The 21,236-nt window shown below is 39.8% G+C and carries 9 protein-coding genes and 1 pseudogene; 6 read left to right on the top strand and 4 right to left on the bottom strand.

Translation table 11 applies throughout. The features are described 5' to 3' along the window. Window positions 1–96 precede the first annotated feature (96 nt). From QI031_RS22880 to QI031_RS22865, 4 genes and pseudogenes are all read right to left on the bottom strand, one after another. A pseudogene (locus QI031_RS22880) lies at window positions 97–1,157 on the bottom strand (IS630 family transposase). Window positions 1,158–1,634: 477 nt separating this feature from the next. Continuing rightward, window positions 1,635–2,039, bottom strand: coding sequence for a DUF4112 domain-containing protein (locus QI031_RS22875; protein WP_281481909.1), 405 nt, complete (start codon window positions 2,037–2,039; stop codon window positions 1,635–1,637). Between the two features lie 118 nt (window positions 2,040–2,157). Further along, window positions 2,158–3,336 carry a DUF1822 family protein gene (locus tag QI031_RS22870; protein ID WP_281481908.1) on the bottom strand — a complete coding sequence of 393 codons (1,179 nt, stop codon included), beginning with the start codon at window positions 3,334–3,336 and terminating at the stop codon, window positions 2,158–2,160. Window positions 3,337–3,348: 12 nt separating this feature from the next. Next, window positions 3,349–4,551 carry a sigma-70 family RNA polymerase sigma factor gene (locus QI031_RS22865; RefSeq protein ID WP_281481907.1) on the bottom strand — a complete coding sequence of 401 codons (1,203 nt, stop codon included), beginning with the start codon at window positions 4,549–4,551 and terminating at the stop codon, window positions 3,349–3,351. A gap of 338 nt (window positions 4,552–4,889) precedes the next feature. On the opposite strand from QI031_RS22865, the gene QI031_RS22860 reads away from it, so the two are divergent. The 6 genes from QI031_RS22860 to devC all read left to right on the top strand — a co-directional run bounded on the left by QI031_RS22860 (window position 4,890) and on the right by devC (window position 21,194). Continuing rightward, window positions 4,890–11,033 (top strand): non-ribosomal peptide synthetase, encoded by a 6,144-nt coding sequence (locus tag QI031_RS22860; protein ID WP_281481906.1) that lies wholly within the window; start codon window positions 4,890–4,892, stop codon window positions 11,031–11,033. Between the two features lie 18 nt (window positions 11,034–11,051). Next, on the top strand, window positions 11,052–12,125 hold the full coding sequence (locus QI031_RS22855; protein ID WP_281481905.1) for a TauD/TfdA family dioxygenase: 1,074 nt from the start codon (window positions 11,052–11,054) through the stop codon (window positions 12,123–12,125). 815 nt (window positions 12,126–12,940) lie between these two features. After that, on the top strand, window positions 12,941–16,954 hold the full coding sequence (locus QI031_RS22850; RefSeq protein WP_281481904.1) for a non-ribosomal peptide synthetase: 4,014 nt from the start codon (window positions 12,941–12,943) through the stop codon (window positions 16,952–16,954). Between the two features lie 11 nt (window positions 16,955–16,965). After that, complete coding sequence (locus QI031_RS22845) at window positions 16,966–18,282, top strand: MFS transporter (protein WP_281481903.1); 1,317 nt, start codon at window positions 16,966–16,968, stop codon at window positions 18,280–18,282. A 505-nt stretch (window positions 18,283–18,787) separates the two neighbouring features. Then, a complete protein-coding gene (locus QI031_RS22840; RefSeq protein ID WP_281481902.1) occupies window positions 18,788–20,014 on the top strand; it encodes an ABC exporter membrane fusion protein in 1,227 nt (408 codons plus the stop codon). Between the two features lie 22 nt (window positions 20,015–20,036). After that, window positions 20,037–21,194 (top strand): ABC transporter permease DevC, encoded by a 1,158-nt coding sequence (devC, locus tag QI031_RS22835; protein ID WP_281481901.1) that lies wholly within the window; start codon window positions 20,037–20,039, stop codon window positions 21,192–21,194. Window positions 21,195–21,236: the final 42 nt, after the last annotated feature.

Genomic DNA, 21,236 nt, shown 5'->3' with positions numbered 1-21,236 from the left:
CATTAGTTAACACAAGATGATTTCTTAAATTTTAGGTGATGACTGATAAAGATAGCCAGAACTGTTGTCATATCATGTCCGGATAATCACTTACGATTAAACTCCAATCTGAAGCCACCAATGAAAACCAGTTAACCCACGAATTAAATCTTGCTGTTGAAGTAAAGACTGACAGCGATGAAATAAAATATTCTCCAAATCATTGAGTGAGTTAAACGATTGATTAGCGATTGGTTCGTCCACCAAAGTCCACAACCTTTCTGCCGGCTGTAACTCAGGTGAGTGAGAAGGCAAAAATGTTAAATGTAGTCCTTCAGGAATCTGTAAATTTTTACTGGTATGCCAGCCAGCACGGTCAACAGCTAATAAAATGTGTTTATTTTTACCTAATCCAAATTCACGAGCAAAATCAGCCAAAACCTGATTAAACAATTCTGTGTTCACGTAAGGCAGAATCCACCAATAGCTCTCTCCTGTTTTGGGATGTACAAAAGCATACAACCATAACCATTTAAACCGCCAATGGACATCAGCAATTGGTGTTTCTCCTTCAGGTACATACACTCGTCGCAAAATCGGTTTGAGTCCTAAACGATGTTCATCTTCACACCACAACTGAACTTCTGCATCTGGATAGATAGTTTGGAGTTGTTTTACTTGTGTCGCTAGTTTTTTTTCCAGGCTTCTTGCTCAAAATGATCGCTTTTAGTGTGAGACGGGCGAGGTACTCTGAGTCTAAAAGTCATCTGCCGTAATATCTCCCATCCCCTCTGTCGGCTGATCTGATTTCCTGTGACTTCAGTTAGCCAGTCTGCTACCTTTCGACCGTTCCATAGCCCTCCATCTGGTGCTTTCTCTTGTAATGCCTGCCATAACTGTGCTTGTTGCATATCATCCACTACAGGCTGTTTACCTTGGTTTAACTGCCTGCGATCGCCTAAGTATCCCACTCCAAATTCGTTGTATCTTTTTACCAATCCGTATATCCATGTTTTGCTGTAGCCTGTTATTTCCTCTACTTCTTCCGTTTTTTTACCTTGTGCTACTAACCAAATAATCTGATACTGACGGCTTTCTATGCCATCTTTAGCTTGACGATAACGTTTTTCTAGCTCTTCAATACTTAAATGTTTGGCTACACTAATTCGTTTTGGCATGACTCATCTTTGCGCTCCCTGCTTTTATCGTAAGCGATTATCCGGACATGATATCAAATCTTGTTTCGCGGGGATCTTTGGAATATGGTTCGTGGTTATAAATATCACAAAACAAACTAGCTAGGATCTTGTCTATATCTTGTATTGATCCATTGCCCTGCTTACCTTCCAGAACTTTTTCTTTTAATCCTTTTATTCAGAATACTCGGAAAGTGACAAAAGAGGGGTAATACCATTTCACGAAATTATTGATACAAATTACTTTTCTTACTCCCCCTGCCTCCGGTCACTGAGTTTCGACTACTTCGACTTCGCTCAGTACAAGTGCGCTCAACTACCGCGTAGCCTAAGTGCTGCTTCCCCTGCTTGCCCAAATGTATCAACTTTAAAGTGAAACGGTATAGGTGGTCAAATAATTTGTCGCTCTACAGTTAAATAATGTTTTCAATCTACCACGAAAACATTAAATATGCTTTCTCAAACTTGAGGGAATTTACTTTTATAAAGTTCATCAGAAATTTCTTTAATTTCTGGTTTAACCCCTGTCAAATGTTGCTCTAAAATTGCCAAATTACGAATATTGGACTTATAGAAAGCATCAAATAAATCACCCACAAAAGGCACAGTACCCACCACTGTTTCTAAACCAACATTAAAAATCATTTTGGTTAAGTCTTGACGTGAAATGCCGAAGCGGGTAGCTAAAAATATAATGTAAGCTGAAAACGCTGTACTGATTAAATCACCAGCACCTGGAACTAAACCGATAATTGGGTCTATTCCAATATGAAAATTTGTGAGAGGGATGCGTATAGATGTATCCATCAAACGGCTGAGTTTGCGAATGCGATTTAGAGTAGCAAGGCGTTTAGCAGCATCCATAATTGACTATATTTACACTACTTTTAGAATGCACTATTTTTAGTTATTTGTCTTATATCGTTAGAAGTAATAACTATGAATAAAAATCTATATTAGGAAAATCATGACATTGACATATTCAAAAAAACAAAATTTCGTGTTCAAAATCTTCAGGCGTTGGTTCTATTTCCCATACTAATCCTTCCTCAATATCACCCAATGCCACTTCTATGTAAAGCCTCTTTACCGGAGTATCAGCTTGTACTTGATTGCCATCAAATGGTTGTAAATTTTCTGTCAATAGTCGTAATTTTGTTCCTTGGGCAATCATTTCACCTCTGATTGCATTTTGCAGTTCAAATCGCCAGACTCTATCTGTAAGACTATTCTTTGCCTTGACTTGCAATTCATATTCTTGTCCAGCAATAGTAAGTGTTCGCACTAAAGTTGGCAATGCAGTTGTTGGCTCTAAACCTTTGGCTCCTGAGAAATTTGGCTCTAGCTCAATGTTGTGCCAGCCAAATGTTTGTGCAAAATCTGATACACCTGTTTGCAACCATTGACGAACTGACCACTTTTGTTGTTGCCCTTGACGTTGCTCGTACAAACGTTCTCTCCATCCTCCATGTTCTAGGAGTTTGCCCCAGGTGGTAAAGGGTACTGCTAGACGGGGTAAAACTAAAGCCGGATTGCCTAGGCGTTGCAATAAATTTTGTACTTGCGCGATCGCTAATTCTGGTAAAGGTGCTGTTTGTGCAAAACGAGTCGGTTCTTCGGCACAGATTTGATTTGCCATCCACAGAATATCGAGGTCAGAAATCAAATGCTCACCATCCAAACAATAAGCGCGATCGCTTGCGTCATAACTACCCATACTTTTTAATAGAGCATGGGTAGTGTATCCCCAAATCCGAATGCAGCCTTCTTCGAGATTTACTTGTACTGCGAGGTAATAATCTGCTGTCCAGCTGGGAATGTCTACCCACTCTTGCGGAACGCGCAGTTCGCTTAAATCAATAGTTTCTGAGGGGATTAATACCATGCGTTTTGTCTTGAACGAAATTCCAACACCGTTGACCACTTCCCAAACGCTGGGTAAAGCTGCTAGTCGAGGAAAAGGAATCGCTTCAGGAGTGTATTCTGCTTGTAGCCAAGGTAGAAAAGTGTCCAGGCTCAACCGATTGAGATAAGCAGTCCACCGCCGATTATCCGTAGAAAAAGCTGGACTTTGATCCCAAATTTTTCTTTGCTCAGTTTCCGAAATTTCTAACCAAAGGTGTGTAGAGTTTCTTAAGGCTAATCCATCCAAGTCAATCATATAATTGCTACCTTAATTCAGAGGAGAACGATTATAGTAAGTTTGTAACCATTCTTCTAGAATAGTGTTCACATAATTTAGTACCAGTGAGTTGAGAGAAATATGCAGCGATTGTTGACTCCAAGTTACTAATTTCAGCAGTAAAGCATTTTTGGCTTTGGCAAGTCGGCGAGAAATGGTGTACTGCTTGATGTCTAGCTGTTGAGCAATCTGTTGTTGAGTTAAGCCTTTACTGTAATAAAGCTGAATGATATCTTGAGCTTCTTGATCTAGTTCATTCAAAGCCGCAACTAGGACGTTGCTAATTTGAGATTGCTGGGACTGTCTGTTGAGCAGTTCTTCTTGCTCCAGGATTTCTGTCATCCAGGAATCTTGCTGGAGTTGTGGGACTATATCTATATATTCGTCCTTAGAAGTGTCTTCCCCTACAGAGACATTTAAAGAAATCAGACGGGGATAAAAATAATCTCGTACTGCTTTGGCACAAATAACCAGCCATTTCTCCATTGTTTCCTCACTACACTCCGGCCCTGGTTGCGAAAGTTGGGTGTGACGTTGGAAATTATAAAGCTGGGCGATCGCTTTCCATGTGGCATCATCAGGTCTAGATAATTTGCGAGTGCCAACAATTTGCTTAGGAGCATATAACGCTTGATAGCATTTCCACGCTAACACATAGCGTTGAATAACATCTTCATGAATCCCCTGATTTTGTAAAGACTCTACTAAACGCTTTTGAGTCAGCTTTCTTAACAATCGCCAATTAGTACAAATATCAATTTCGTTTTGCGATCGCAGCATTTCCTTAAATTCACTGCTGAAAATCGCACTTGCATAATTTTTCAGATTAAAGCTGAGATTAGGTTTAAACCCTTTCAAAACCTTATCAACACGAACAATTACCATTTGAAAGCAGTCAGACAATGTATGTTGCGTAGAGGAAAGATTTGCAACTATTCTGTAAACCGCCCAGTAACATACTTCTTGTAAATAAGCCGAAAAATGTCCCCTTGCTAAACCTCCTGGTTGCTCTTGCCATACTTTATACCAATAACATACCCAAAAGTTCTCGGTTTCTTCTGCTTGCAAAAGACGTGTTTGACAGGTAATCAAATTTCTCCGTAGTTTAGCATCAACTGCCCAACTGATTGCCCTGTCAGTATCGAATTGTAAGAAAGTCGTAAACTGCTCAGTGATGCTTTGACGTGAACGCATGACTTATTTTAGTATCATATTATACATAAAATTATACATAATCAAGAATGTTATGAACAGCATTCTCTAATCTAGTTTATTATACTTAAGAAATTTTACTAGTAATTAACTATAGGACTCATATTTGATTTTTGAAAAAATTCACTACACCTTAAAGAGCCTTGTTCCCTGTTTCCTACCTCTACGAGTAAGTTCTCCAAATCAAACCAGATTCCTATATTTCGAGTAGTGGCTGCATAAATTAATTGAGCTTTCCCTATAGAAATTTTGACCGACACTAACCACTAAAGTTGTGTAACTTAACCAAAGTTACCTTGTTAAATACAAGCAATAAATTTATGAGTGACTTACTAAAGCGTTTAGAACATCTCTCACCGCAAAAACGCGAACTTGTGCTGCAAAAATTGTTAGCACAGCAACCGTCTACGATTATTCCTAAATCTAAATTGCCGCGCATTGAAGCCGCCAGCACTGACAAATTAATTCCTTTATCTTTTCCCCAGCAAAGACTTTGGTTTCTAGATCAGATGGAGGGCAATAGTGCAACATATAACATGGCGGCGGCGGTAGAAATTACTGGCAATTTGCAGGTATCTATCCTGGAAAAAATTATTGCAGAAATCATTCAACGTCATGCCATCTTGCGGACTAACTTTAAAACTATTGATGGCAATGCTGTCCAAATAATTACGCCTCAATTAACAATCAATATTCCAGTCATTGACTTACAAACATTACCAGCCGCAGCACGTTTTGCTGAGGTAGAACGTTTGGCGATCGCAGAACAACTACAACCTTTTGACTTGACACAAGATTGTTTGTTGCGAGTTACCTTACTACATTTGGCATCAGAATCTTATGTATTGTTGGTAACGATGCACCATATTGTTTCTGATGGCTGGTCTTTGGGGGTATTTATTCAAGAATTTTCTAGTTTATACACAGCTTTTTCACAAAATCAACCTTCTCCATTAACAGGATTAACCATTCAATATGCTGATTTTGCTCATTGGCAAAGACAATGTTTACAAGGTGAAGTTTTAGAAAATCAACTCAACTACTGGCGGCAGCAGTTAGCAGGTATTCCCCCGATCTTAGAATTACCTACAGACCGTCCGCGTCCTCCAGTGCAAACTTTTCAAGGTCAAACTTTAAATTTTGAACTCAACCAAAATCTCACCAAACAATTAAATATTCTGTGTCAAAAGTCAGGGACAACGATGTTTATGACCCTGATGGCAGCTTTTGCAACTTTACTGTATCGCTATAGTAACCAGTCAGATATTGTCATCGGTTCTCCGATTGCTAACCGCGATCGCCAAGAGACATATCCATTAATTGGTTTATTTGTCAATACTTTAGTGCTACGGACTAATTTAGAGGGAAATCCGAGTTTTGCAGAATTACTGCAAAGAGTCAAACAAGTCGCTTTAGATGCCTATGCTCATCAAGATGTACCTTTTGAGCGATTAGTTGAAGCCTTGCAACCAGAGCGATCGCTTTCTCACATGCCTTTGTTTCAAGTAGCATTTGCCATGCAAAATGCACCTATGGGTAAATTAGAACTACCCAACTTGAGCTTAAATCTCCTAAAAATCGAAAATAGCACTGCAAAATTTGATCTGACGCTATCAATGCAAGAAACCGAGTCAGGACTTTTAGGAGAATGGGAATTTAACAGCGATTTATTTGATGCTACAACTATTACCCGTATGGCAGGGCATTTCCAGACTTTGCTAGAAAATCTTGTGGTTAATCCTCAACAACCAGTTGCAGAAGTATCATTATTAAGTGCAAGCGAACAGCATCAGTTACTTGTAGAGTGGAACGATACCGCAACCGATTATCCTCAAGGTAAATGTATTCATCAGTTGTTTGCAGAGTGGGTAGAACAAACACCAAATGCGGTGGCAGTAGTCTTTGAGAATCAGCAACTTACTTACCGAGAATTAAACGATCGCGCCAACCAATTAGCACACCAGTTGCAAAACTTGGGTGTCAAGCCAGATGTACTAGTGGGTATCTGCGTTGAGCGTTCCTTAGAGATGATCGTGGGGTTATTGGGGATACTCAAAGCTGGTGGTGCGTATGTACCTTTAGATCCTAATTATCCAGCAGAACGATTGTCTTTAATGTTGTCAGATGCTCAAGTTCAAGTGTTGCTGACTCAACAACACCTCACCCATCAATTTTCTGAACTTGGGGTGAGACAAATTTGTTTGGATACAGATTGGGAAACTATCAACCAAAACAGTCAAGAAAATCCTGTCAATACCACTACCGTTGAAAACGTAGCTTATGTAATTTACACTTCAGGTTCTACTGGTAAACCCAAGGGTGTGATGGTTCCTCATCGGGGTGTAAATCGTTTGGTACTGAATACAAATTATGTACCAATCAGTACCAGCGATGTTTTTGCACAAGTATCTAATTGTTCCTTTGATGCTGCTACCTTTGAAATTTGGGGAGCTTTATTAAACGGAGCGCGTTTGGTAATAGTTAGCCAGGATATTGTTCTTTCACCACAACAATTTGCTACCTGTATTCAGCAGCAGAAACTAGGAATAATGTTTTTGACTGCGGCGCTATTTAATCAAATGGCGAAAGAAGTACCAACAGCTTTTCAGACGATGCGATATCTGTTAGTAGGAGGTGAAGCTTTAGATCCTCGTTGGATCAAGAAAGTTTTGCAACATGGTGCGCCTGAACATTTACTGAACGGATATGGTCCCACAGAAAACACTACTTTCTCCGTTTGCCATCACATCCAAGATGTTGCAGAAAAAACAACAAATATACCAATCGGGCGAGCGATCGCCAATACACAAACCTATGTATTAGATAGACATTTGCAACCAGTCCCAGTGGGCGTATATGGTGAACTTTATTTGGGAGGTGATGGTTTAGCTTTAGGTTATCTCAATCGTCCAGAACTCAATGCTGAAAAATTTATTCCTAACCCATTTGATAATTCTCAGTATTTGTACAAAACTGGCGATTTAGTTAGATATTTACCTGATGGCAATATCGAGTTCATTAACCGCATCGATAACCTAGTTAAAATCCGGGGTTTCCGCATTGAATTAGGTGAAATTGAAGCAGTTATACAACAGCACCCTGATATTGCCAACGTGGTCGTCCTAGTTAGAGAAGACGAGCCAGGAGAAAAGCGTATTGTTGCTTATGTTGTTTTGCATGAATTGGCGGCGACTACAGTTAAAGAACTCCGCGATTTTCTCAAAGCAAAAATGCCAGAATATATGCTGCCTTCGGCTTTTGTCATGCTGGAGTCTCTACCTATAAACCCCAACGGCAAAGTAGATCGTCGCGTTTTACCTGCACCAAAAACCTCAAGGAGTGATTTTGATACTAACTTAATTCTCCCACGCACAAAGACAGAAAAAATCTTAGCCAATATTTGGGCTGATGTCCTGCGACTAAAACAAGTTGGGATCAACGACAACTTTTTTGAACTAGGCGGTGATTCTATCCTGACGATTCAAGTTGTGGCACGAGCCAATCAAGCTGGTCTACAACTGACTCCCAAACAACTATTTCATCACCAAACGATCGCAGAGTTGTCTACCGTCGTGGATACAACTCTCCCTGTCCAAGCTGAACAAGGTTTAGTTACAGGTTCCTTACCATTAACACCAATTCAACAGTGGTTTTTTGAACAAAACCTACCTCAACCAGAACACTTTAATCAATCGGTGTTGCTGTCAGTGCCAACAGACTTGAAAGCAGAAATATTAGAACAAGCCTTGCAGCAATTATTATTACACCATGATGCTTTACGTTTGAGATTTGTTCAAGAAGACGAAAGCTGGTTACAAACTAATGCAGATGCTAATGCTACAGTACCTTTAACTTGTGTGGATTTAGCAAAAATTGCCCCACAAGAAAAACAAGCAGCACTCGAAACTGCTGCTAACAAGCTACAAGCTAGCTTAAATTTGTCACAAGAGTTAATGCAAGTCGCACTGTTCCATTTTGGTGCTGAACAACCTGCGCGGTTGTTAATAATTGTGCATCACTTAGCTGTGGATGGTGTCTCATGGCGAATTTTGGTAGAAGACTTATTTAATGCTTATCAACAACTAAATCGGGGAGAAACAATTCAACTTCCAGCCAAAACATCTTCTTTTAAAGAATGGTCGCATCGACTGGCTGAATATGGCAGTTCAGAAACACTCACAACCGAATTAGACTTTTGGTTAGCTCAGTCATCCGGCTCTATACCTTTGCCTGTAGATTACAATCAGCAGAATAATACTGTTGCTTCATCTGCCCAAGTTTCAGTGTCTCTCGACGCAGAACAAACCCGTGCTTTACTGCAAGAAGTTCCGGCTGTTTACAATACCCAAATTAATGACGTGTTGTTAACTGCTTTGGCACAAAGTTTCGCTCAATGGACTGGTGAATCTTCCCTACTCGTTGATGTTGAAGGTCATGGACGAGAAGAACTGTTTGCAGACATCGATTTATCGCGGACTGTCGGCTGGTTTACTTGCCTTTTCCCCATAAAATTAAAATTGGCAGCAAATGCCGATGCGGGTAAAACTTTAAAGTCAATTAAAGAACAACTACGCCCTTGCCAAAAACGCGGTATTAACTACGGCATTCTTCGCTATTTCACCCAAGACTCAGCAATCCGTCAACAACTTGCAACTGCAACCCCAGCGCAAGTTAGTTTCAACTACTTGGGACAATTTGACCAAGAATTATCGGAGTCTGGAGCGTGGAAATTGGCACAAGAGTCTGCGGGTGCTGAACAAAGTATATTAGGCGATCGCACTCACTTACTAGAAGTTAACGCCTTAGTCGCATCAGGTAAGCTGCAACTTAATTGGACTTATAGTCAAAACATTCACCAACAATCGACAATTGAGGCTTTAGCTGCTAATTTCATCAATGCACTCACAGATATTATCAATCACTGTCAGTCTACTGATGTTGGCGGTTATACTCCTTCAGATTTTCCCGAAGCAGAGTTAACTCAGGAATATCTGGACAATTTAATTGCAGAAATGGCAACCCGTGATATAGCTAACCACAAGAAAAACATTGAGTCGATTTATCCCCTGTCTCCAATGCAGGAAGGTATACTTTTTCATACCCTTTATGACCCAGATTCTGGAGTTTACAATGAACTGCTAAATTGCACTCTCCACGGGGATCTTAACACTACAGCATTTGAGCAAGCTTGGCAACGGGTTGTTGAACGTCACCCAGTTCTGGGTACTTTCTTTGTCTGGGAAAATCTTAAAAAACCTCACCAAGTAGTTTGCAAATCTATCAACTTACCTTTTGTTCATTATGATTGGCGAGCATTGTCTTTTGGCGAACAGCAACAGCAGCTGCAAGCTTTTCTAGAAGCAGATAGAAACAGAGGTTTTGAACTGCACCAAGCTCCTCTAATGCGCTGTAGTTTAATTCAAATGGCAGATGATACTTATGAATTTGTTTGGTGTTTCCATCACCTTTTGATTGATGGTTGGTCTTTGCCTGTCATAGTTCAAGAAGCCTTTGCTTTCTACAATGCCTTAAACAAAGGTCATGATTTGTACTTAACAACACCCCGTCCTTTCAAAGACTATATTACTTGGTTGCAACAACAAGACCTCACTCAAGCAGAGCAGTTTTGGCAACAAACCCTGAAAGGTTTTACTACCCCAATTGTGTTAAATGCAGATAAATCTGTTGTACATCATCCCCAACAAAAGCAGAGTTATCATGAGCAAACTATCAAACTTCCAGCAGACTTAACAACTGCCCTCGAATCTCTCAGCCGACAGCATCAGTTCACTTTTAATAATTTAATGCAAGGCACTTGGGCGCTATTACTAAAACATTACAGTGGTCACGAAGATGTAGTTTTTGGCAGCACCGTATCTGGTCGTCCTCCATCTCTTGCAGGTATAGAAACGATGGTAGGTATGTTTGTTAATACCTTACCAGTACGAGTGCAGATTTCTGGAGAAAGAGAACTGTTACCTTGGTTACAAGAGTTACATATACAACAAATAGAGCGCGAGCAATACTCTTATACTCCCTTAGTGGAAATTCAAAGGGTCAGTGAAATACCAATGGGGACAGCAATGTTTGAGACTAATATCGGATTTTATAACTATCCCATAGACCCTGCTTTGCAAAACTCAAACGATCGCTTAAAAATTGACAACGTTAGTAACATTGAACGCACAAAATATCCTTTAGGATTAGTAGTTATACCTGGGGCGAATTTATCTGTAGGACTTAGCTACGAAGGAAATCGCTTTACTCACGACACTGTTGCAAGAATGTTAGAAGATGTTGTCACAGTTCTGCACAAAATAGCCGCACAGCCTCATACCAAGTTGCAAGTGTTAGAACAAATATTAGCTCAAGCAAACAAGCAAAGAAATCTGGCGAAAGAACAAGAATTTCTTCAAGTCCGCCGCAACAAATTCAAAAATCTACAAACTAAATCAATTCGTTAAATCAGCTAGGAGTAAATTATGAATAACACAGAAACTATGGATGTAAACAAGCCTTCTTTTAAGAAAATGTGGGCTGATAAAAAGCAAAAAAATCAACCAGTAGCTATAAATTTGTCATCACAAGGATTAGTAGATGTCACTCATATACAAGCTAAAGAAGCATTGCCGCTTATTATTCAACCTAAATTTAAAGATTTAAATCTGCAAATTTGGTCTCAAAATAACCGTGACTTTATCGAAACCAATCTATTGAAATATGGAGGCATCTTATTTAGAGGTTTCGATATTAGTACTCAAGATGATTTTGAGGGATTTGTGAACGTCGTGTGTCCGCAAATTATGAATTATGTAGAAGGTGCAACACCACGAACAAAACTCAGCAACAAGGTTTACACATCTACCGAATTTCCGCCAGAACACTCCATTGCTTTGCATAACGAGTTATCTTATGTAATCACTTGGCCGATGAAGATATGGTTCTGCTGCATTCAACCCGCGACTGTGCAAGGAGAAACGCCTATTGCAGATATGAGGAAAGTTTACCAAAAAATTTCTCCGCAAATTAGAGAGCGTTTTCAAGAAAAAGGGTGGATGTTAGTGCGTAATTTTGGTAACGGATTCGGTCTACCTTGGCAAAGAAGTTTTGCTACTAACGACAAAGCAGACTTAGCAGAATACTGTCGTCATGCTCAAATTGAATTTGAATGGCAAGATGAAAACCATCTGAAAACTCATCAAGTGCGTCCAGCGATCGCTCAACATCCCGTGACTGGTGACATGGTTTGGTTTAATCATATCGTTTTTTGGCACGTATCTAGTTTGGAAGCAGATTTTCGCAACAGCTTTTTAAGTGAAAATTCTGAAGAAAATTTACCTTATAACACCTATTACGGTGATGGTTCTCCCATCGAAACTTCCGTTATTGAAGAAATTCGCGCCGTTATAGAACAAGAAACCAAAATTTTTCCTTGGCAAAAAGGCGACATCCTGATGCTGGACAATATGTTAGTATCCCACGGACGCAGGCCTTTTTCTGGAGCCAGAAAGATTTTGACAGCAATGGGTGAACCGAGTAGTACTCTGTCAAGATAATTTTGCTGGGTTAATGTGAAAAAGTCCAGTTCTTTTCTCCCCCTGCTTCCCCTGCTTCCCCTGCTTCCCCTGCTTCCCCTGCCTGCCTCCACCTGTCATTTTTGGGTTGACAGACCAGTAGTAAGTAGGTCAGTCGATGTCAATAATTATCGTTGGGATAAAGAGTTTGAGCCTTATTTACTTTTATTCACATAGTTTGATTTTATTTCACCGACTTAATTAGTAGGTAATAGCAACTCACGAAAATTCTCATAAAGATAGATTGTCGTAGGGGTTTAGCAATGTTCATTGATATTTTAAGTCCCTACGACCTCCATGAGACTGTTGGTCACTTTATCAAGGGTTTCGTCTGTGTAGAAGCAAGCGGTTTCTAACCACCCATTTCTTCTCCCTACGCTACGCCAGCTGCTTAAACCAGTGAACAGTAAACAGTTATCATGGCGTATGGTGTGGTGTTTCCCCAAGGATGAACACTTCATTCTTTACTGATAACTGTTAAAGTCGCCAAAGCCGCTCAACGCACTGGCTTCTCTGCGTCTTGGCGGTTATTAAAACAAATTGACTTAGATATAGGACTCCTATTTGATTTTTGAACACGATTCAGTACATATCTATCCCTTCTTAACTGTTCCCTGTTTCCTGTTTCCTGTTGCCTACCTACACAAATAAATTCACCGAATCAAACCGGATTACTATAACAGAGTTATAGCCTTAACGGAACCGTAATGGGATATAAGCAAAAATACTGAGTGCATAAAATTTTTTTGCTTACGGTACTAATAATTAGCACAAATATTGTACAGGAATGACTTTTCATGAATAGTGAGATAATTCAAGGTTTTCAACTTTCGCCGCAACAAAAACATCTATGGCTTTTGCAACAGTACACTAATAGTCTACCTTTTCGTTCATTGTGTACTGTAGAAATTAATAGTGATCTTCATTTTGAAACTTTAAAAACTACCTTAGAGACTATTATTGAACGCCATCAAATTTTCCGTACTAATTTTCGTTTCTTACCAGGAATGACCATACCTCTGCAAGTGATTGAAGATGACAAAACTTTGTCAATTCAACATTATGACTTCAGCAGGATGAAACCAGACAAACAACAAAACGCCCTAACTGCACTATTTGAATCTGCCAAGCTACAAAATTTTGACTTTGAAAAATCCTCGCTATTGCAAGTATCTCTAGTAAAATTCTCCGACTCTCAACATTTCTTACTGCTCAATTTACCTGCTCTCTATGCAGACACTGCATCATTAAATAATTTAGTTGCAGAAATTAATCGTATCTACAAAGCAAACTTGCATGGCGAAGCCTTAGTAGACGAACCAGTGCAGTATATTTTATTCTCGGAATGGCAAAATGAATTGCTACAGTCAAAAGAGGCTGAAATTGGGAAAGACTACTGGCAACAATATGATATGAGTTCAATTCGCAATGTAAAATTGCCAAGAGAAAACTCTATTGTAGAAAAAACTACATTTGCTCCTCAAATTATTACCCAAACAATTCAGCCAAAGTTAGCAGCTAAATTAGCATCTTTAGCAGCACAATTTGATACTAGCGAAAATATATTCTTCCTAACTTGCTGGCAAATCCTGATTTGGCGGCTGACAGGAATAGCGGATATGGTTGTTGGGAATGTTTGTGATGGTAGACCGGAAGAAGAACTCCAAGAAGCACTAGGATTATTTGCTAAACACATACCAATACATTCTCGTCTTGATCACAGCTTGAAATTTAGTGAACTTTTAGAACAGACTGCTTTAGTTCAAAGTAGAGCTTATGACTGGCAAGAATGTTTTAATTGGGAGGAAGTTGTAGAAACAGATACAGCTATTATGGGCGTACCTTTCCTGCCCTTCTGTTTTGAATTTACAGAACAATTTTCCAGTTCCTTTACTGAGGAAGTGACATTTTCTTTGGTTCAACAGTACGTTTGTTTTGACAGATTTAAAGTCAAACTTGCAATGACACGTTGTGATGATAATTTAGTAGCTGAATTTCACTATGATGCTAGTTTATTTTCATCAGCAGATATCCAACAATTAATGACTCAATATCAAACTTTATTAGAAAGTGTAATTGCCAATCCTCAAGCAACAATTAACGAATTAGAAATTTTAAATCATGAACAACGACATCAGTTGCTGGTGGATTTTAATAACACTCAAGTTAATTTTTCACAAGACAAGAACCTTCATCAATTATTTGTAGAACAAGTAGAGCGTACCCCTAACAACATTGCTGTGATCTACGAGCAACAACAACTAACGTATGCTCAACTTAACGCTAGTGCCAATCAACTAGCACATTATTTGCAAAAACTGGGAGTTGCTCCTGATGTTTTGGTAGGAATTTGTATAGAGCGATCGCTTTCTATGGTTGTTGCTTTGTTGGCAGTTTTGAAAGCTGGCGGTGCATACGTACCAATAGATCCAATGTATCCCCAAGAGCGAATAAGTTTGATGTTAGAGGATACTCAAGCACCAGTTTTGTTAACTCAACAAAGACTTTTGGATATTCTTCCTCAACACCAAGGTTACACAATTTGCTTAGATACTAACTGGGAAACAATTGCTCAAGAAAGTGAACTCAATCCAGTTAGCAACGTCACTCTTGATCATCTAGCTTATGTAATTTATACATCTGGTTCTACAGGCAAACCCAAAGGAGCAATGTTACCGCATCGTGCAATTTGTAATCATATGCTGTGGATGCAAACAGACTTCCCTTTAACTGCAACAGATAAAGTTCTGCAAAAAACTCCTTTTAGCTTTGATGCTTCCGTTTGGGAATTTTACGCACCCTTGTTAGTGGGAGCGCAATTGATCATGGCTAAACCAGGGGGACATCAAGATAGCGATTATCTCATCCAAACAATTGTTGAACACAAAATTACCACTTTGCAACTTGTTCCCACCTTACTACGAATGCTGTTAGAAAATGAGCAAATTACAAACTGCCAATCTTTAAAAAATGTATTTTGCGGTGGAGAACCTTTAACAGGCGAACTACAAGAACGCTTCTTTGCTCATCTCAATGCAGAGTTACATAATCTTTATGGTCCCACAGAAACTTGTATTGATGCCACATATTGGACTTGCAAACAAAGGCTGAATCAACACACTGTACCCATCGGTCGTCCGATTGCTAATACACAAGTTTATATCCTAGATAACCAACTGCAACCAGTTCCTGTTGGTGTTATTGGTGAACTGCACATTGGCGGTGCTGGTTTAGCTAGAGGTTACCTTAACCGTCCAGAATTAACTGCTGAAAAATTTATCCCCAATCACTTGAGCAACGAAGCAGAAGCACGGATATATAAAACAGGGGATTTAGCTCGTTTCTTACCAGATGGTAGCATAGAATACTGCGAACGCATTGACCACCAAGTGAAGATTCGCGGCTTCCGTATTGAACTAGGAGAGATTGAAGCTTTACTTACTCAACATCCTCAGGTACGTTTAGTAGCGGTTATTGCCCGTGAAGATGAACCAGGAAATCCCCGATTGGTAGCGTATATTGTCACCCATTCTGAGCAAATACTTCCAGAGAGTGAATTGCACCAATTTCTCAAAGAGCAATTGCCTGAGTATATGATACCTTCAGCTTTTGTGATGTTGGAGACTCTACCTCTAACTCCCAATGGTAAATTAGACCGCCGCGCTCTACCTGCACCAAAAACATCTCGTAGTTTCCTTGGTAAGGAATACTTACAACCTCGTGATACTGTGGAGTTGGCATTAACACAAATTTGGTCAAATATTCTCAATGTTTACCCTGTAGGAGTGCAAGATAACTTTTTTGATCTGGGTGGACACTCGCTTTTAGCGGTGCGCTTGATGGCTCATATTAAACAAAAGTTTTCTCAAAACTTACCTTTGGCTACTCTTTTCCAATACCCCACCATCGAAAGTTTAGCTAATCTTTTACGCCAAGAATCAGGAGTATCATCTTGGTCTCCCCTGGTAGAAGTTCAAAAAGGAAATTCTCAATATCCTTTCTTTTGCTTACCTGGAGGTGGCGGTAATGTCCTCTATCTATATGATTTGGCTCGTTATTTAGGAGAAAACCAAACATTTTATGGGTTGCAAGCACCTGGTTTAAATGGAGAATCTGAACCATTAACTTGTGTTGAGGATATGGCAGCTTATTACATCCAGGCGATACAAACTGTTCAACCTGAAGGGCCATATTTTCTTGGAGGTCATTCCTTTGGTGGTTCTATTGCCTATGAAATGGCTCAACAGTTGGTCAAGTCAGGATATGAGGTGGCTTTGGTGGCAATTTTAGACGCTCCCGCCCCAGTTGCTAGTGACAAACCCGTATATATTGATGTTGATGATGCCACTCGACTGACCGAAACTGCTCGTCTAATTGAACGTTGGGCAGGTAAGAGCTTAGATATAAGCTATGAAATACTCCAACCGTTAGAACTTGACGCACAATTAGCATATCTCAAGGAACAATTAATCGCCGTTGATTTACTGCCTGCTGGTACTGACACCAAGCAAGTGCGTGGTTTGGTGCAAGTATTCGAGGCAAATCTGCAAGCTAGTATCAAATATTCACCACAAGAAGTTTATCCATCTTGCCTAACTCTGCTGCGGGCTAGGGAAGTGAATGCAGAGGATGCCGCACTTTTAACTGAGTTGCGCCAAGACCCGGCCTGGGGATGGGGTCAGTTTTCTGCTCAAAACGTTGATATTCACGTTGTTCCAGGCGACCATATTACGATGATGACTCAACCCCACATCTCATCTGTGGCAGAAAAACTCAGAATTTGCATTGAACAAGCAAATGTAGGTTCATGAGGAATTTTGCCATGACCCAACATCCAAAAAATACAGGAATGCAAATTTTTACCATCATCTGGTTTGGACAGATGATTTCCCTCATCGGCTCGCAGCTAACTAATTTTGCCTTGGGTGTATGGGTATACCAGCGAACTGGTTCAGTAACACAGTTCGCCCTCATTTCCCTCTTTACTAGCTTGCCCATGATTTTGATTTCTCCCGTGGCTGGCACGCTGGTAGACCAATTCCCCCGCCGTTGGATGATGTTATTTAGTGACTTAGGAGCAGGTATTTCTACGGGGGTAATTGCAATTTTATTAGCCGCAGGCGATTTGGCTATTTGGCACATATACGTGGGTGCTGCTATTAGTTCCTGCTTCAGTGCCTTTCAATGGCCAGCTTATACGGCAGCTACTACCTTACTTGTTCCACCGGAAAAACTGGGACGAGCCAATGGTATGCTGCAAGTTGGGGAAGCCGCAGGTCGGTTAGTTGCACCAATGTTAGGCGGTATCCTGCTGCTGTTTCTTGAAATTGATGGCATTATTTTTATTGATTTTGCCACCTTTTTGTTTGCTTTGAGTACTCTGTTACTAACTCCGTTTCCTAAACAATACATTGATAGACATCGCGCTGAAAAAACTTCTTGGTTGAAGGAAGCATCTTACGGTTTGGTCTATCTGGTTCAACGAAGAGGACTGTTTGCACTGCTATTGTTCTTTGCTGTAAACAATTTCCTGGTCGGAATTGTACAAATGCTAATTACGCCGCTAGTATTGTCCTTTGGCTCGGCTACAGACTTGGGTACAATTATGACTACTGGCGGTATAGGAATGTTAGTAAGCAGCATCCTCGTGAGTACAGTGAGAACGCCACAGTATTTAACTCTCAGTATATTTGCTTTTATGCTACTAGGTGGGTTATGCATTACCTGTGCAGGGTTTTACCAATCTGTTTTAGTCTTAGCACTGATAGCTTTTTTGTTTTTCTTTGGTCTCCCCATTATTAACAGTTCAGCTCAAGTTATTTTTCAAAAGAAAGTACCCTCTAGTCTTCAAGGTCGAGTTTTTGCCACAATAGGAGCGATCGCTAACGCATCACAGCCTTTAGCTTATACTGTTGCCGGACCATTAGCAGATAAAATCTTTGAACCGTTAATGACTCCTGACGGGCTGTTGGCAGGAAGTATAGGAAAAATTATTGGTGTCGGTCAAGGACGTGGTATCGGTTTGATGTTTATTGTGATGGGAATACTCACCGTATTGGCAACTATCATTGCCTACCATTACAAACCATTGAGACTAGTAGAAAAGCAAGTACCCGATGCTATTAACCCAAGTTGCTAGTACAGTCGTCAAAAGAGGCAAGGGAGCAGGGGGCGGGGGGCAGGGGGAAAGACTGAGCGCACTGCTTATACCATTTCACGAAATTATTGATACAAATTACTTTTCTTACTCCCCCTGCCTTTGGTCACTGAGCGTACTTGTACTGAGTTTAGCCTGAGCGTAGCCGAAGGGCGTAGCCGAAGTAGCCGAAGTGCTGCTTCCCCTGCCTCCTCTGCCTCCTCTGCTTCCCCTGCTTCCCCAAATGTATCAACTTTAAAGTGAAACGGTATTACTTATGGGCGAAGCCTTGGTCAAAGTGAGGTTAGGAAAAGCGCGTAATAATCGTTCAGCAGTAAATCTATCAGAATCTAGTCAAGCAACTGCATAAAATAATTGGCTTACCCCCTATCAAGATACAGAAGCAATTCAAGTTAATTAGTTCTCTGTAAAGTTAGCCGAATAACCGAAATAATTACGAATTACCTACACATACAATCGCAACCATATTAATTGAGGTTAACCTCCAATGCAGATTTTTCGCAAACCGATCAACTTTGATCCAAAATCTAAAAAATTGACACTAGCTTTCATAGTTCCTGTAGGATTAGCGACTATTGCTGTGCCTGCCTATATTTTGGCTACTAGTTCAAATTTTAGTTGGCAATCTACAAAGCAGAGTAACGTTACCCCAACAGTTGTAGTTCAAAAACCTGTCATCCCCACAGTTGCAGCGTTAGGACGCATTCAAACCAAAGACAAAATTATTAACTTATCTGGGCCATCAGCTTTACAGACTGCCAGGTTAGATCAGGTTTTGGTCAAAGAAGGCGATAATGTTCATCGCGGACAATTAATTGCTGTGCTGGATAATGTAAGTCAACTGCAAACAATTTTAGAAAAAGCCAAAACGGGTGTTCGAGTTGCTCAATCGCAACTGATTCAAGCTCAAGCAGGAACTACAAAACAAGGAGAAGTTGCTGCTCAACAAGCACGCATTGCAAGTTTACAAGCCCAGTTTCAAGGGGATATCAACATTCAAAAATCTAAGATTGCTGGCTTAAAAGCGCAATTGAGAAATGCCGAAACAGAATATGGACGTTTTCAATCGCTATATGAGCAGGGTGCTATATCTGCGGTCACAAGAGATACTAAGTTATTAGCAGTAGAAACTTTGCAAGCACAACTCAAGGAAGGTCAAAGTTCTCTCAACCAAACTTTATCATCGTTTCCTAAACAGATTCAAGAAGCTAAAGCTAGTTTGTCAGAGTTAAAAGAAGTTCGTCCTGTTGATGTGCAGGTTGCTCAAAGCGAGTTAGAAAGAGCCAAGGCTGCTGTTTTGGAAGCACAAGCTAATTTAGCTTTAGCTTATGTGCGATCGCCTATGAGTGGACAAATTTTGAAGATTAATACTTTTCCCGGCGAAACTATTAGTGAAAATGGCATAGTTGAGTTGGGTCAAACTCAAAAGATGTATGTCGTTGCCGAAATCTACGAAACTGATATCAGCAAAATTCAAGTGGGTCAAAAAGCAGAAATATCAAGTAAAGCACTACCTAAAGGATTAACTGGAACTGTTGAAAAGATTGGTGTCCAAATAGGTAAGCGAAATGTGGTCAATAATGACCCTTCAATCAATATCGACTCCAGAGTTGCAGAGGTGAAAATTTCTTTAGATCCGGCTGATACTCAAAAAGCTGCTAATTTTATCAACTTGCAAGTTGATGTCAAAATTAAAACTCCTACTCAGGTTTAACTTAATATAAACATTCTAAATTATGAGTGCTACTACCCCCGTTGCTTGGTTACAACTAATCCATCGTAAACCTCGTTTGTTAGTGACCATTACTGGTGTGACTTTTGCAGTAATGTTGATGTTTATTCAATTGGGTTTTCGAGACGGACTTTTTGAAGATGCTGTGGTGTTTCATAAAAAAATCCAAGCTGATTTAGTATTACTACATCGTGATACAGAGCGTTTTTTTGATATGAAGGTGTTTCCGCGACGCTATCTGTATAACATCTCGGCTGTGGATGAGATAGAGTCGGTTAATCCTTTTTATTTTTCCGTTACTAATTTCAAAAATCCTGAAACTTTTGTCAACAGACCAATTGCGATCGCTGGTTTTACACCCGATCAACCTGTGTTTAACTTACCAGAAGTCAATCAACAAACAGAAGTCATTAAAGCTGCTAACACCATATTATTTGATCGCCTGTCTCGACCTGAATTTGGCCCTATTGTTGAAAGTTTAGAAAAAAACGGCGAAGTAACAACAGATGTATCTAATCGTCAAATTCAAGTGAAAGGATTATTTTCTCTGGGAGGTGGGATAATGACAGCCGATGGTGTGATTATCACTAGTGATTTAACATTTTCGGAAATTTTAAATCACCCATTAGAAAAAGTTCAAATGGGAGTGATTAAAGTTAAACCTGGTGTCAATCCCCAAAGCATAATTGAAAAAGTCTCAAAAGACTTACCTCAAGAGCTAAAAATTATGACTCTAGCAGATTACACCCAACTAGAGAAAGACGTTTTAGCACAGTCCACACCCATTGGATTCATTTTTAATATGGGTACAGTTATTGGTTGTGTATTTGGTGGCATTATTGTTTATCAAATTCTCTACACGCAAATTTCTGATAGCATATTTATTTACGCCACATTTAAAGCTATTGGATATGGAAATTCATACTTAGTCAAGGTGGTTTTACAACAAGCATTTTTAATGTCCTTGATTGGCTATATTCCTGGATTTGCTCTTTGTATGTATATTTATAACTTTGTTCAAGAAGCTACTCGTTTGCCGATGATTATGACTATCACTAGAGGTGTGATGGTGATGTTACTGACAATTATTATGTGTTCTATTGCTGGAATGTTAGCGATGAATAAACTTCGTTCTGCCGATCCAGCCGAACTTTTTGGGTAAAGTCGTTTCTGCTTCTATAAAACAGCCAACTTTCTTTATTAA

This window comes from Halotia branconii CENA392 (assembly GCF_029953635.1).
GTDB lineage: Bacteria > Cyanobacteriota > Cyanobacteriia > Cyanobacteriales > Nostocaceae > Halotia > Halotia branconii.
This window is presented reverse-complemented; position numbering and strand designations above follow the sequence as displayed.